Source organism: Mucilaginibacter pankratovii (assembly GCF_014773265.1).
Classification (GTDB): Bacteria; Bacteroidota; Bacteroidia; order Sphingobacteriales; family Sphingobacteriaceae; genus Mucilaginibacter; species Mucilaginibacter pankratovii.
On the sequence record NZ_JACWMY010000016.1, the window covers coordinates 53,144 to 68,191 of the forward strand.

The 15,048-nt window shown below is 44.9% G+C and carries 8 protein-coding genes; 4 read left to right on the forward strand and 4 right to left on the reverse strand.

The annotated features are described in order from the left end of the window. Nucleotide 1 precedes the first annotated feature (1 nt). The 4 genes from IDJ77_RS24805 to bglX all read right to left on the reverse strand — a co-directional run bounded on the left by IDJ77_RS24805 (nt 2) and on the right by bglX (nt 11,835). Nucleotides 2-3,574 carry a VCBS repeat-containing protein gene (locus IDJ77_RS24805; RefSeq protein ID WP_191191685.1) on the reverse strand — a complete coding sequence of 1,191 codons (3,573 nt, stop codon included), beginning with the start codon at nt 3,572-3,574 and terminating at the stop codon, nt 2-4. A gap of 84 nt (nt 3,575-3,658) precedes the next feature. After that, nucleotides 3,659-5,509 (reverse strand): RagB/SusD family nutrient uptake outer membrane protein, encoded by a 1,851-nt coding sequence (locus IDJ77_RS24810; protein ID WP_191191686.1) that lies wholly within the window; start codon nt 5,507-5,509, stop codon nt 3,659-3,661. 27 nt (nt 5,510-5,536) lie between these two features. Then, nucleotides 5,537-8,740: a SusC/RagA family TonB-linked outer membrane protein gene (locus IDJ77_RS24815; protein ID WP_224751226.1), complete on the reverse strand. Its 3,204-nt coding sequence runs from the start codon at nt 8,738-8,740 to the stop codon at nt 5,537-5,539. 788 nt (nt 8,741-9,528) lie between these two features. Next, complete coding sequence (bglX, locus tag IDJ77_RS24820) at nt 9,529-11,835, reverse strand: beta-glucosidase BglX (RefSeq protein ID WP_191191687.1); 2,307 nt, start codon at nt 11,833-11,835, stop codon at nt 9,529-9,531. 186 nt (nt 11,836-12,021) lie between these two features. Between bglX and IDJ77_RS24825 the strand changes: the two genes are divergently transcribed. The 4 genes from IDJ77_RS24825 (at nt 12,022) to IDJ77_RS24840 (ending at nt 15,022) form a co-directional block, all read left to right on the forward strand. Then, entirely contained in the window at nt 12,022-12,783 is a 762-nt protein-coding gene (locus IDJ77_RS24825) for an NUDIX hydrolase (RefSeq protein WP_191191688.1), read from the forward strand. A 108-nt stretch (nt 12,784-12,891) separates the two neighbouring features. Further along, the gene (locus IDJ77_RS24830) at nt 12,892-13,749 is read left to right on the forward strand and encodes a YitT family protein (protein WP_191191689.1); all 858 of its coding nucleotides are present in this window, start codon (nt 12,892-12,894) and stop codon (nt 13,747-13,749) included. Nucleotides 13,750-13,850: 101 nt separating this feature from the next. After that, nucleotides 13,851-14,321 carry a RidA family protein gene (locus IDJ77_RS24835; protein WP_191191690.1) on the forward strand — a complete coding sequence of 157 codons (471 nt, stop codon included), beginning with the start codon at nt 13,851-13,853 and terminating at the stop codon, nt 14,319-14,321. A gap of 512 nt (nt 14,322-14,833) precedes the next feature. Beyond that, nucleotides 14,834-15,022: a hypothetical protein gene (locus tag IDJ77_RS24840; RefSeq protein WP_191191691.1), complete on the forward strand. Its 189-nt coding sequence runs from the start codon at nt 14,834-14,836 to the stop codon at nt 15,020-15,022. Nucleotides 15,023-15,048 lie beyond the last annotated feature (26 nt).

Genomic DNA, 15,048 nt, shown 5'->3' on the forward strand with positions numbered 1-15,048 from the left:
GTTATTTAACAGGTATATCTCTTTTATGGCCAATATTATCGGTAACGGTAACAGTTGCCATTGAACTGTCAATATTAAAAAATCTGCCCGACTGTGACAAGAACGATTGCCCATTATAAAATTCTTGCTTCGCGGTTTTCCCGTTTTTGTACCTGATGGTGGCAAACATATCCATCGGCAGCAGCCTAACGGTTTGTATAGCCTTCTTCAGTTCAAAAATTTTCATCGCATCTTTATATTGGGTTGCGGCCAGCAGGTACTTGCCATTTGCGCCCTGCAATTTCACCAAAGCTTTGCCATCGCCGGGGATATAAATGCCGCTTTGCATAATAGTAAGCGGTTTAAATCCACCTTTGCCATCGCCTTTCAGCATCAGGCCGTTAAAGGCATCGTAGCGGCCGGTGCTTACTTCGGTGCCATAATCGTTTCCACTCAGGGCAACATCCAGGTTACCATCGCCATCAAAATCATCAACCACCATACCGCTCAACTGCGACATCTGGGCTTCAACCGGTAAAGGTATCATGGTGAATTTGCCGCCGCCGTCGTTACGCAGGTAAACGGATTGCAGGATATTCGCCTTTAAACGGATAGCATCTTTACGCATTGCCGGTGTAAGTACCGAATCCATAGTAGATACCGCGAAGGATTTATAATTCTGATACCTTACACGCATGCTGATCATCTGCTTCACAATATCCTCGCGCGTATGCGCCGGGAACTCCTTCATCTGCCCGTCCTGGTCTTTCAAAAACAAGGATGGGAAGGCATCGTAGCTGCCATTATTGTCAAAATCTTTAGCGGTGATGTACATGGGGTACTGGTCGCTGGCCTTGTAAAAGGTGTTTGTACCGGTGTTGCCCACCACGTAATCAATATCGCCGTCATGGTCAAAATCGCCGCCGGCAATGGTGTTCCACCAACCCAGTTTATCGGCTATACCACTCGTTTCGGTAGCGTTTTTAAATACGCCGTGGTCGTTCTTCAAAAAGGTAACAGGCATCCACTCGCCTGTTATCACCAGGTCGGGCCAGCCGTCGTTATCGTAATCGCTAAAAGTGGCATCGCAAACAAGGCCTATCTTATTTAAGCCTTTTGCTGCTGATGGCGTGGCATCGGTGAATTTTATCTGCCCGTTTTTGCTATCGTTGCGCAGCACAAAGCTCGATACCGGTTTAGGGTAATTCCATGGGTCTACCCTGCCCGATACAAACAGATCTAAAGAGCCGTCTTTATTGTAATCAACCGCCTTTACACATAGTTTGCTGGTAAAATTAACCGGCAACGCGTTCGGCTGAAGCGCAAAATGCCCTTTGCCATCGTTGGCGTAAACCCTGTCCTGGTAGGATTTGGAACCCGGCTCGTCCTCGTATCCGCCACTGGCAGCATACAGGTCAAGGTCGCCGTCGCCGTCAGCATCAAATAATAAAAGGCCTTCGTCTTTATACTTATCGCCGCTTGCTACGCTGTCCAGTAAATTTCGCTGTACAAATTTACCTGTAGCCTGTTGCAAAAACACCTGCGCCGGGAATTGCGATGTACCGCCAACAACCATATCATCAAACCCGTTACCATCCACATCGCCAACGGCAATAGCGGGGGCGTACTCTGATAATTTATGCGGAAGCAACTTCTGTACGTTAAAATCGATAAAATCTTCGGACTTATGAACGAAGTTAACTCCAAGCGACCGCGTAACCTCGGTAAACAACGAGCTGTTATTTACAGCCGGCAGGCCGAAACTATAATTCTGTGTAGCGTTGGCTATATCAACTTTAAGTACCTGGTCGGTTTTTATATTTTTAAGTACCTGCTGTTTGCCATTTTGCCATTTTATAACAATCGAATCTACTTGTTTTATATTCCCTAAACCAAAATGGGCAATGTTTTGGATGGTTGATAAATAGCCCCTGAAAGGTGTGTTCTCGTATACCTGGTGTTTGCCTTTATCATAATAAATATCGGCCCAGGCGCCAATACCATCTTTGTTTTGGCTACCACCTTTAAACTGTACCTGCAGGTAATGGTTATTTTCTTTGTCCTTATCGCGCGATGTATTGCGGTACAGGAATGCTTCGTCATCAATATTATTAATCACCATATCCATGGCCCCGTCTCCATCCAGATCGGCATAGGCCGCGCCGTTAGAGAACGATGCGATATCCATCCCCCAACTTTTGGTTACATCCTCAAAGCCAAGCTTACCATTGTTATGAAAAGCGTAGTTAGCAATTTTTACAACGGGGATCTGATCGAGCACCTGTTTTTTGGTGGCTACTGCGTACGATTCATCGCGGAAGGTGATAAAATCATGGTCGGTAACGTCCCTGGGGTAACCATTAGTTACCACAATATCCCGGAAACCGTCGTTATCAAAATCAGTTATCATAGGCCCCCAGCTCCAGTCGGTTTGTGCAACACCGCCTAAAAAAGCAATTTCGCTAAATACCGGGGCGCCGATAGAATCGTTTTGCCCCAGGCGCGGGCCCTGGTTTAACTGCAGGGTATTGTGATTGTACTGGTATTGGTAGCCGTACTTATCAAAATTCTGAAAAAGCTGGTAAGACGTACCCGGCATAAACATCTTTTTCCGATAGTTATCCTCAGGGTCCATATCCAGTTCAAAAACATCGGCCAGGCCATCGTTATTAATATCCTGTATATCCTGCCCCATAGCGCTGGTGGCGGTATGCTTAAAATACTCCCTCGTACGATCGGTAAACGTACCGTTGTGGTTGTTAATGTATAGGATGTTGTTGGGTAAAAAATCGTTGGTTACGTAAATATCCTTCCAGCCATCACGATTGATATCCGCTATGGTGGTAGCGTGGCCGTAGCCTTCTATCAGGATGCCGGCTTCTTTAGATACATTGGTGTAAACCGGGTGCCCAAGTGCGGGGTTGGCATCGTTACGGTACAGCCTGCCGGTGCTTTTAGCCGAGCCATCCGTTGCCAGGTATCTAAAAGAACTGGTATTATCGGTAGACTGGGCCTCGTTTACGGTGAGGTACATATCCAGGTCGCCATCGTTATCGTAATCAAAAAACGAGGCCATGGTAGAGTGTACGTTAATATCAAGCCCGTATGCTTTGGCCTCTTCTTTAAATACAGGCACACCGTTGCCGTTGTTACCGTGATTAATGTAAAGCAGGTTGATGCGCTTCACAGGGCTGTTCAACAGCGTGTTGCAAACATAAATATCCGGCAATCCGTCGTTATTTATGTCAACAACCGCTACACCCCTGCCCCAGCCGCCTTTGCCGCCTACACCGGCCTCCTGCGTAACATCATCAAACTTCATATCGCCTTTATTTATATACAGGCGGTTTGATACTGCGTTGCCTATAAAGTAAATATCCTGTTTGCCATCGTTATTAAAATCGCCGATGCCTACGCCGCCGCCGTTGTAAATATTAAGCATATCCAGCGGGTTGATAGAATCGTTCTCAACAATGAGGTTGTTGAATTTTATGCCTGAATGTGAGGAATCTATCTTTTGGAAAAGGGTAGCTTTTTTGCACGAGAACAACGCGACGGAAAGCAGCAGCGGAAGTAAAAGTTTCAGAGGTCTCATAAGGTCAATAGTACGGGAATATATTATAATAAAAAAAGAGGAGAGGATAAAAACCCTCTCCTCTTTATAAAAAACCTTTAGCTATTAATAACCAGGGTTTTGTTTGATGCTACCTGCGGTAATATCTATCTGAGCTTGTGGAATAGGGTAAAGCTCGTTTTTACCAACCGTAAACTTAGCCTGTTTTAACAACAGGATAGGGAAGTTAGGCACGTGGTTTTCGTGATCAAGATAAAAATTGATCGCAGCTCCCATAAAGCCGTTGCCCATAGGGCCGCCGGTAATACCATCCCAACGCTGTAAGTCGAAGAAACGGTGGCCTTCCATACCGAATTCAAGCCTGCGTTCGAACTGTATAGCTTTACGGGCGAAAGCGGCTCCGTTTGCAGCAAACTGGCCGGTGTATTTCTCTACTTTATAGTTAGCAGCATATTGCGTATCATCTACAATAGGTTTAGAAGCAACCTTTACGCCTTTATCATTTAAACCATAATCCACTAACTTACCTTTAACCCAGCTCTCTGTTTTCATGGCACGTGCCCTAATTTGGTTTACATAAGCTTCTGCGCCGGCTAAATCACCAGTCTCAACCGCACATTCTGCTGCCCAAAGGATCACGTCGGCAAAACGGATAGCGTTGTAGCTATTTGATGTTGATTGGTTAGCTGCCCAACCACCGTAAGTATCAGATGTAGTCGCCTGTGCTGCTTTGTAATATACGTTTTTGATAGGGCTGTAAGGGCCACCGTCATCCTGGTCACGAGCCCATGATTTTCCCGGGTGAGTTCCCCAGTCAAGGTAAGGGATTCCACGACGACCGGCGGACCAATCCAAACGAGGATCTACACTTGCGGTGGAAGGGAAATAAAGATCAGATTCGGGTATGCCCTGGTCGTTTTTCAAATCCGAATCGTTATAAGTATCCAGCAAAGGTAAGCCTGTTACCGCATCTGTTTTAAACGCGTTAACAAAGCTAAACGATGGCTGAAAGAAACCGCAGCATGATGCAGGCCCGCCAGCGGCAAAGTTAAGCGTACTACCAGCGTTACCATTTAAACCATTAGCGCCATCTTTTACAGAGGTTTGCACTACAAACACGCCTTCGGACCCGTTCTTTTTAGATGGATTGAAGTTATCTCCGTAATTTACCAGAGCATATTTTACACCACCTGCAGTTTTACCATTGGCAATTACGTCTTTTAAGATGGTAAATGCCGCAGGGTACTTGTGATCATACATTAGCGCTTTGGCTTGGAAGGCTAAAGCTGCCCATTTATTGGCACGGCCAACCTGTGGCTGTGTTTCTGGCAATACCGCAGCAGCAGCAGCAAAATCGGCAGCTATCTTATCCCATATAGGGCCGGGGTTACCAATTTTATAGTTACCGGCATCGTAGGTGATGGATTCGTCAGCATAAGGTACATTCCTCCATAATTTTGCCAATTCGAAATGATAGAAACCACGCAGGAAACGGGCTTCAGCCGTTGCCTGGGCAATATTTGCCGCAGACATCGATCCATCTTTTACCAAAGGAATTTCGCGGATCACGTCGTTTGCGCGCTGCACGCCGGCAAAGTTCATTCTCCATTTCGGGTCAAGGTAGTCGTTTACACCATTTTGGGTACGGGCCTCAATATCCGCAGCGCTTGGCTGATCACCCGGGGTTGAGCCTTTGTGGGCATCATCACCGCCAACACTACCGTAGATCCAGTTATCAGTACCGGTAGCCCAGGTAGCACCTGCCTGGCCGTTGTAAACACCATCAGCCAGTGCGTAAGCGCCAATTAATAAACCATCAACACCTGCTTTGTTCGCTAAAACTATTTGGTTTAGCGCCCCTGTGGGGGTTTTCTCCAGAAACTTCTTGCACGACATAGAGAAGGCAAGCGTGGCTATGGACCCCACAACAATCATTTTGTTACTTAATTTTTTCATCTTTAAAAACTTTTAAATTCTTTCTAATTAAAATGTTGCGCGTACGCCTATGATAAATTTGCGCTCGGAGCTTGGGTAGTTACCAAAATCTACACCATTACTGTTACCGGTAACGGCCTGCAACTCCGGATCTAAACCGGTGTATTTTGTGATAGTGAATGGATTTACAACTTGTAAATATACGTTCAATTTATCAGCACCGATTTGTTTTACGCCGGTTTTGAAAGTGTAACCTAACTGTACCTGGCGCATTTTTAAGAACGAGCCATTTTCAAGGTAGTAAGAGTTAACTACACCAGCAGTACTAAAGGTACTTGCCGCTTCAGCAATCGGCGTTTTAGGGTTCAGGTTGGTTGGGGTCCACGAGTTAAATAGCAGGTCGTTACTTTTGTTACCGGTTAACGAACTATAAAAGTTGGTCCAGTATTTAACGTAGTTGAAGTTATCATTACCTTGAGAGCCATACAAATTGGTGCTAAGATCCCAGTTTTTATAGCTTAAACCTAAGTTTAAACCGTAAGTGAAATCAGGGTTAGGGTTACCGAAGTAAGTACGATCATCAGCGGTGATTTTTTTATCACCATTAACGTCGCGGTATTTGAAACGGCCAGGGGCAGCATCAGCTTGCGTAGGCGAAGCAGATACATCCGCAGCAGAAGAGAAATAACCAATTACATCATAACCATAGAACGAACCAATTGGGTGGCCAGTTGCCTGACGCGAAATATCGCCTATACGGCTACCCACAACAGTGAAAGGTGATGGCACATCATAGATCTCGTTTTTGTATGTAGTAAACTGCAGGCCTACAGTGATGCCTAAATTGCTGCCGATTTTATCACGATAGTTAAAAGATGCATCTAAACCTTTGTTACGTACTTCGCCTGTATTAACGAAAGGCTGCCTGGCGCCGCCAGTGGTTGCCGGCAATGCAGGGTTAAATAATAATTTTGTAGATCTTTTTTGATAGTACTCTATCGACATATCTAACTTATTGAACAAGGTTGCATCAAAACCAACGTTGGCAATATAATCGCGCTCCCAGGTTGTAGCCAAGTTACCAATTGTGGCGTTAAAGAAACCCTGCTGAATGCTGTTGCTTGTACCGCCGATATCATAAAAAGATGAACCTTTATCAAGTCTATATAACGAGAAAGCATTTGATGCCGCTTGGTCCATTACGTTCCTGTCGTAACCTGCAACACCGTAGCTGGCACGAATTTTTAACGAATTTAACCAGCTGATGCCTTTTGCAAAGTCTTCCTGGGTAACGCGCCAAGCCAATGAAGCTGAAGGGAAATAACCTACGTTTTGGCCTTTTGCGAATACCGATGAACCGTCGCGGCGTATGGTTGCAGACAAAATGTATTTATCATTGTATACATAATCTAATTTACCAAAAAACGACTGGTGGGTGATAGGCTGTGCATTATAGCTGAAAGCAGTTAATGCGCCTGTCCCGCCAGATAGCGTTACGAATGCCGGATCGAGAGATGGCAAGCTGGTAACGTTACCGCCAACACCGCGGCCAAATTGCTCCCGTTGCTCATAACCTGCCAGGAAGTTAATACTATGCTTCCCAAAAATCTGGCTATAAACCAAGGTGTTACTCCAGTTGTAGTTATTATAATAACCGGCATTCTCGCTAAAACTTTCGGTACCGCCATGGCCTTCACCACTATCGTACGGCCTGTAATTGATAGAATAGTTAGAAAAATTATTAATGGTACCGCTAAAAGCTGTACGAGCTGTGAAATGTTTCAAAAAGTCTGCTTCTGCGAATACAGTACCTTGCAAATTCCAGGTTTTATTTGTATTATACTTTTGCCTGTCCTGCGTAGCTACAGGGTTAACTGCGTTACCTAAAGAGGTAGGGCCTGCCCAGGTACCGCCGTATTGTTTACCGGAGATATCGTAGATAGGGATCTGAGGCTCGATACGGTAAACTTCAGATATGGAGTTACCTTCGCCCTGGTTACCGCCCGGAATATTACCTTGCCCGGTTGGAGATAGCGTGTAAAATAATGAAGCATTTTCACCAACTCTAAAGTGGTCTTTGATATTGAACGTAGTATTGATACGTGCAGTTGCCCTTTTAAAATAAGTTTCAATTAAAGTACCTTGCTGGTTAAGATAACCGGCAGAGAAGTAATACGCGTTTTTGTCGTTTGCACCTTGTGCGCTAACAGTATGCTGTTGCATAGACGCTGGTTTGAACACCGCGTGAAACCAATCGGTGCCCTGGCCATTATCGTATTTTTGGATCAGGTAATCATTGTTCGGATTAAACGTGTCAAATCTGTATTTTGTTGGATCAACGGCGGCATCGCCGGCGGCAAAGTTGCCTTTTACACCAGGGCCTTGCGCGCCAAAAGCCGCAACACCGCCATCAGCTAAAAACAAGCTGTTTTTAGGATCAACCTTTTTTACCAGTGTTAAATAATCCTGTGCGTTTAAAACGTTGAAAGGATTACCGCCTAAAGGCCTCTGTGTACCGTAATAACCATCATAGGTAATAGTAGATTTACCTTGTTTACCTTTTTTAGTAGTTACGATAACCACGCCATTACCACCCGCGATACCATAAATAGCAGCAGCGCCCGCATCCTTCAATACAGAGATAGACTCAATATCGTTAGGGTTAACGTTTCCTAAGTCGCCACCCTGCACACCATCAATAATGATGAGTGGAGATGAGTTTGCAAAGTTAGAGATACCACGAACAAGGATTTGCGCACCTGCACCCGGAGAACCCTGGGTAACTACGGTAACACCCGATGCCTGGCCTTGCAGTAACTGATCTGAGCTACTTGCAGGAACTTTAATGGCCTGGGCCACATCTACCGTTGCAACCGCGCCGGAGATGTCTTTTTTACGCTGAGAGGTGTAGCCCGTTACTACTACTTCGTTCAGCGTATTGTTGCTAACCTGCAGCGTAACACTAATGTTATCGCTTGAGCCAACGGTTACTTCCTGGGTGGTGTACCCAAGGTAAGAAATAACCAAAACGTTGCCGGCGCTTACACTTAATGTAAATTGCCCGTTAACGTCTGTTTGTGTACCGGTAGTGGTACCCTTAACGCGCACAGTGGCACCTACTACGGGCAGCTTGTCGTCGCTGCCGATAATCCGGCCGGTGTGTTTTGTTTGGGCTGTAACTACCAGTGAAGATACCATGCAGCATAATAGCAGGCAAAGTACTCTTCCTTTAAGGAGTAAACTTTTAAACATGAGATTGAGATTTAGTTGATTAATATATTTGATTTAAGATTTTATTTCATACCTAAGTGCGGTGATAATAATTGCCGTGGATAGTGGCATAGGAAAACTTTAACAATTTTCTTTGAGAGAAAGGGGTGAGATTCCCTTTATACGTGAAGTGTTCAAAAAGAAAAAAATGTAAAAGTTTTATCATATAGCGAAACTATCCTGCTTAAAATTTTTATTCCTATTTGTATTAATGGTGTACCTCGTTCGGCGCACCAAGTTTTTGTTCCTGAAAATTTGCGCTTTTCCTCGTCCGGAAAAGTTTATATTGGTAATGCATCTAATATAAATAGAGTGTATAGGTTACACAAGCCAAAATAATAGAATTATGAATTATTTATTTTTTAAGAAGTTTCGCACAATAATTTATAAATTTTAAAAACTATTTTAAATACATGTTAACAATAACGCCTCTTTTATAAAAACTTAGCAATGTAAAAAAGTTGTTATAAAGCCTTTTTAATTATAAAACATGCTGATTTTGTTTAATAGGTAGTGCAAAATCCATTTTCGGACATTTTTTTTGTGAAAACGACTGCTGTTAACTTCGGTATAAATTACCATTATATTATTTTTATGTTAATTATTCATTAACACGGGCATCTGCGGCAGGCGCCGCAAATGCCGGGATTTGTACCGGCCGCTAAACACCTTGTTTTAGCGGTTTTATAAAAAAAATGTGCCTTAGAATTAATTCAAGGCACATTAGCTTATCATTTGTATAAGTGTAATTTAACAATTACACCGTTTGTTTATTTTAGCCACTTCACTTTGGCGTTGTGCGTATCAGCCGAATTTGTGCCAATTTGGATGATAAATTCTCCCGGTTCCCAATCGTACTTCAACTGGCTATTGTAAAACTTCAGCAGCTCGGGCGTAATGGTAAAGCTTACTTCTTTTGCCTCCCCAGCCTGAAGATTTATCTTTTGAAAGCCCTTTAATTCTTTAACCGACCGCGAGATGCTTGCCACCGGGTCGCTGATGTAAAGCTGTACAACTTCTTCGCCGGCATAGGTGCCTTTATTGGTTACCGTTACTGTTGCGGTTAAGGTTTCGGCACCTTTTAAATTCGTTTTACTCAATTTTACATCGCTGTAGCCAAAGCTTGTATAGCTTAAGCCATAACCGAACGGAAACAGCGGATCGTTGGAAATATCCAGGTAATTTGATTTGAATTTGGTTGGCCCATCGGTATAAGGGCGGCCTGTATTTTTGTGATTATAATAGATAGGTATCTGCCCAACCGTACGCGGAAAAGTGGCAGTAAGCTTGCCAGATGGGTTATAGTTACCAAATAACACCTCGGCTATGGCGTTGCCTGCTTCGGTACCCGGGGCCCATACATCTAATATGGCAGCTGCGTTCTCATTTTCCCAGGTTAGGGTAAGCGGGCGGCCGTTAAACAATACAATTACCATAGGCTTGCCTAATTTGGCCAGCGCTTTCAGCATCTTTTTCTGGCTCTCGGGCACATCAATATCCGACCGGCTTGATGATTCGCCGCTCATGCTCTGGCTCTCGCCCACCACAGCAACAACAATATCCGCCTTTTTTGCCGCTTTAACAGCCTCTTCTATCATATCCTCGGGCGAACGGCTATCCAGGCTAACCATGCCCGGGCCAAAATTTAGGCGTTTCATAAACTCGGTATCATCAGTAATATTGGCACCTTTGGCGTAAATCAGTTTTACGTTATCGCCAACCACGTGTTTTATACCCTCTAATACACTCACCGATTTTTCCCACTCGCCGGCAATAACCCAGGTACCCAGCATATCGCGTTTATTATCTGCCAGCGGGCCAACAACAGCAATTGTTCCGCCCGATTTTTTCAGCGGCAGTATCTGGTTAGCATTCTTCAGCAATACAAAAGAGTGTTCGGCAGCTAAGCGTGCCGCTTTGCGGTTCTCTTCGGTAAAAACGTCTTTCTTTTCGTTTTCGGCGTTTAATGATTTGTATGGATTATCAAACAAGCCAAGTTTATACTTTGCTTCCAGCACACGGCGGCAGGCAAGGTCTATCTCGGCCTGTGTTACTTTGCCTTGTTGTAACGATTTTTTTAGTGTGCTTAAAAAGCCTTCGGCAACCATATCCATATCCAAACCGGCTTTTAAGGCCAGTGCCGATACCTGCGACAGATCGCCCAGGCCGTGGTTGCTCATTTCGCTCAGCGAAGTGTAATCGCTCACCACAAAACCCTTAAAGCCCCACTGCTTGCGCAGCAGATCGGTTAGCAACCATTTATTACCTGTTGATGGGATGCCATCCACGGTGTTGAACGAACTCATGATACTGCCAGCACCTGCATCAACCGCTGCCCTGTAAGGCGGCAGGTAATCCTGGTACATTTGCAGGCGGCTCATATCAACGGTATTGTACTCGCGGCCGGCTTCGGCGCCGCCGTATAGCGCAAAGTGTTTTACGCAGGCCATCACCGCGTCGGCATTTTTAAGGCTGGTGCCCTGGTAACCTTTTACCATAGCACCGGCAATTTTGCCCCCCAGCCATGGGTCTTCCCCGCTGCCTTCAGATATACGGCCCCAGCGCGCATCCCTCGCAATATCAACCATTGGCGAAAATACCCAGTTAAGGCCTTCGGCTGTTGCCTCTTTGGCAGCAATGCGCGCGGATTTTTGAATGATATCCAGATCCCATGTTGTAGACATCCCCAACGGTATCGGGAAAATGGTGCGGTGCCCGTGTATCACATCCAACCCAAATATTAAAGGTATATGCAGGCGGCTGTTCTTTACAGCCAGCTCCTGCGCTTTGCGTACGTTCTCTACACCATATAAACCAAATATGCCCCCTATTTGCCCTTTGGCTATACCGTTATCTACACCATTATTGGTAACAGAGCCGGTAATGGCCATGCCGCTTGTAACCAGGTTAAGCTGACCTATCTTTTCGTCGACGGTCATTTTTTTCATCAGCCCGCTTATAAAAGCATTCATGTTGACGTTAGATTGGGTTTGCGCCATAGTGTTGCCAAAAGGCAATACCAATATTGCAGCGGCAGCTATTTTAAAGAGAGGTTTGTTTGTAAAGAAACTTTTCATTTTGAATAAACTGGGTTATATGTTTACTTCAACACCAATAAATAAGGTAAATTTCCCCATTATTAAAGTTTATTAAACTTATTGGTTATAATTGGTTGTTAAAAAAATGTAAACAATGGGTGTAATTGGTACACAATTGTAGATATTAAATTTAAACATTCAAAGTATTTTCGTATAATAGTATAAATGCTGACTAAAGAAGAACTGGAAGAATTTTCTGCCGAAGCCCATGCGCTGTACCTCGACTATATTTCTATAGATTGTGTTGTATTTGGCTTTCATGAAGGCCAGATGAAGGTACTGATGCTGAAAAGCAAAAACGAGGCTGGCTGGCAGCTGCCCGGCGGTTTTGTACAAAAGGTAGAACCTATTGATGTGGCCGCCAACCGCATTTTAGCAACCCGTACCGGTATCGACGATGTGTTTTTACAGCAATTCCGTGTATTTGGCGACCCTGACCGCAACCGCCAGCACAACGAAATGTATAGCGATATTATAGCTAAGGAGAAAAACTTCTTTGCGCACCGCTTTATATCCATTGGCTATTACGCCCTGGTAGATTTTTTTAATGCGATACCTACCCCGGACGAGTTCAGCGAGATCTGCACCTGGCGCGATCTGAACGACCTGCCCCCTTTCCTGCTCGATCATGAACTGATATTTACTACCGCGCTGGATACCCTTCGCCTGCAATTGAGTTACCAGCCCATTGGCTATAACCTGATGCCAAAGGAGTTTACCATGCCCGAATTGCAAAAACTTTACGAAACCATCCTTGGCAAAAAGCTGGACAGGCGCAACTTTCAGCGCCGGATGCTGGGCTTTGGCATTTTAAACAAACTGCCCCAAACCCGTAAAGGCGGTGCGCATAAAGCACCATATTTATACTCCTTCGACCTAGAGAACTACCAGGCGGCTTTAAAAGAAGGTTTAAAGAGCGGCTGGTAATTCAGTGGGCAGATAGCAGTGGGCAGTTTACAGTTTTTTTTAACTGCCAACTGAGAACCGCCAACTGCAAACTTTTTGCTACCTTAAGCGCACATCCGATCCTTTGTTATGAAATACAGATCATACGTTATAGATACCACCCTGGTTATATTAGGCATCCTATCCGCAGGGATGGGGCTTAAAGGTTTTTTGCTGCCCAGCCATTTTATTGATGGCGGCGTAACCGGCATATCTATACTGCTGGCAGATGTTACTCACCTGCCCTTACCTATCTTAATATTTGTCATCAACCTGCCTTTTCTTTATTTAGGGTACCGCAAATTGGGTATAGGCTTTGCAACACGCAGCGCGCTGGCCATTGGCGGCCTGGCACTGGTGCTGGCCTTCGTGAAATTCCCGGATGTTACACCCGATAAATTATTAACGGCGGTTTTTGGGGGCGTGTTCATAGGCGCGGGTATAGGGCTCGCCATACGTGGCGGTGCGGTTTTGGATGGAACCGAAATTGCAGCCGTGCTGGTAAGCAAGCGCACACAAGTAGTGCGGGTAAGCGATGTGATATTAACCTTAAACGTATTTATATTTATTGCAGCAATTTTTGTTTTGGGTGTTGAAGAGGGGCTGTATTCTATCCTAACTTACCTCTCGGCATCTAAAATGATCGACCTGATACTAAACGGTTTGGAACAATATACCGGCATGACGGTGGTATCCGCCAAAGGCGAAGAGATCAGGATGGCCATCACCCAAAATCTGGGCCGCGGTGTTACCGTTTACCAGGGTAAAAGCGGATATGGTAAAGATGGCCATATCAACACCCCCCGCGAAATTATCTTCACCGTGGCCACCCGCCTGGAAGTGCCCTTAATAAAACGCGAAATATTAAAGATAGACCCTACCGCCTTTATTGTACAGCAAAGCGTGGACGATACAACCGGAGGGTTGTTAAAGAAGAAAAAACATTAGAGTTGGGAAACAAGAGATAAGAGGCAAGAATCAAGACAAAAGACAGGCATCCCAATCCCTTACTTAGGAGCTATATTTGCATTAACCATTTATCTTTCCACATGAAACGCTTTCTACCTTTAATAATACTATTCGTTTCCACAGCCTGCTTCGCGCAGCAAAAGTCGCCGGTAACATTTGTAAACCCACCCGGGGTTGTCACGCCAAAAGGCTATTCTCAGTTAGTGGTTATTGATATGGGTACCAGCAAAATGCTTATCCTATCCGGGCAGGTTGGGTTGGATAAGGATGGCGCGCTGATAGGCAAGGGCGATGTGGCCAAACAAATAGAGCAAACATTTGCCAATATAAAGGCCATTGTAGAAAGCCAGGGTGGCACCATGGGCGATATAGTGAAGCTTAACTTCTACCTGTTGGATGTGGCCAATATCCAAACCCTCCGCAATATCCGCGACAAATTCATCAATGCAAACCACCCGCCTGCCAGCACGCTGGTGCAGGTAAGCAAATTGTTTCGTGAGGATATTTTGGTGGAGATAGAGGCAACGGCGGTTATACCGAAGAAACCGTAACAACTTTACTCCCCTATTTTTGGTGTCCCCACCAAAAATCCGCAAGATTTTTTTCTAAGGGGACAACCGAAGTTCAATGCGTTTTTAAAACAACCGGCGAAACCCCTCGCTGCTTTTGCGCACATAGCCCACCACACCCCTCTCCAAGGAGCATAGCCGTCAATTTAAGGAGTAAAGCAGACGCTACGCGTCTGCCGATTTTGTAGCAACGGATTTCAATCCGTTGTCACAAAATCGCACCAGCGTAAAGAACCGTCGGTTCGGCCGATATAAATCGTAAATATGGGTCGTACCTACGGCACTCATCAAAACCCTCGGCTGCATCGGCGGGTTAAAACCCGCCGCTACAATATTTATCGAGCCGATGGCTCTTTTAAAATTCAAAACCTTAAGTTGACGGCTATGCTCCCCAAGGAGGGATTTAAAAAAAGAATTTGCCATACACTGCGTATAACCCATAAAACTTATTCTCCCGCCCCTTGTTATCATTCCATACCAAAAGCCCCAATAACATGAGAACAATAACAATACAAGGTAGCCCCGAAGGGATGACTGCCATTATGGTACCAAAATCAGAATCACCCTACCACGACCATGATACCGTCACACTGCAATCGGCAGATGGCAGCGAATCGGTATCAAAAACCATCTTTAGGGTAGTTGACGCCGGTGAAGATAAATGGGAACTGCAGTTTGAGTAAAAAAAATGCCCCGGTTAAGGGGCTTA

Coding starts and splice junctions, on each gene's coding strand:
- bglX (WP_191191687.1), bottom strand. CDS start 11,835: ATGAAAAGTTTCTTTACAAACAAACCTCTCTTTAAAATAGCTGCCGCT.
- IDJ77_RS24835 (WP_191191690.1), top strand. CDS start 13,851: ATGAAACGCTTTCTACCTTTAATAATACTATTCGTTTCCACAGCCTGC.
- IDJ77_RS24810 (WP_191191686.1), bottom strand. CDS start 5,509: ATGAAAAAATTAAGTAACAAAATGATTGTTGTGGGGTCCATAGCCACG.
- IDJ77_RS24840 (WP_191191691.1), top strand. CDS start 14,834: ATGAGAACAATAACAATACAAGGTAGCCCCGAAGGGATGACTGCCATT.
- IDJ77_RS24815 (WP_224751226.1), bottom strand. CDS start 8,740: ATGTTTAAAAGTTTACTCCTTAAAGGAAGAGTACTTTGCCTGCTATTA.
- IDJ77_RS24825 (WP_191191688.1), top strand. CDS start 12,022: ATGCTGACTAAAGAAGAACTGGAAGAATTTTCTGCCGAAGCCCATGCG.
- IDJ77_RS24805 (WP_191191685.1), bottom strand. CDS start 3,574: ATGAGACCTCTGAAACTTTTACTTCCGCTGCTGCTTTCCGTCGCGTTG.
- IDJ77_RS24830 (WP_191191689.1), top strand. CDS start 12,892: ATGAAATACAGATCATACGTTATAGATACCACCCTGGTTATATTAGGC.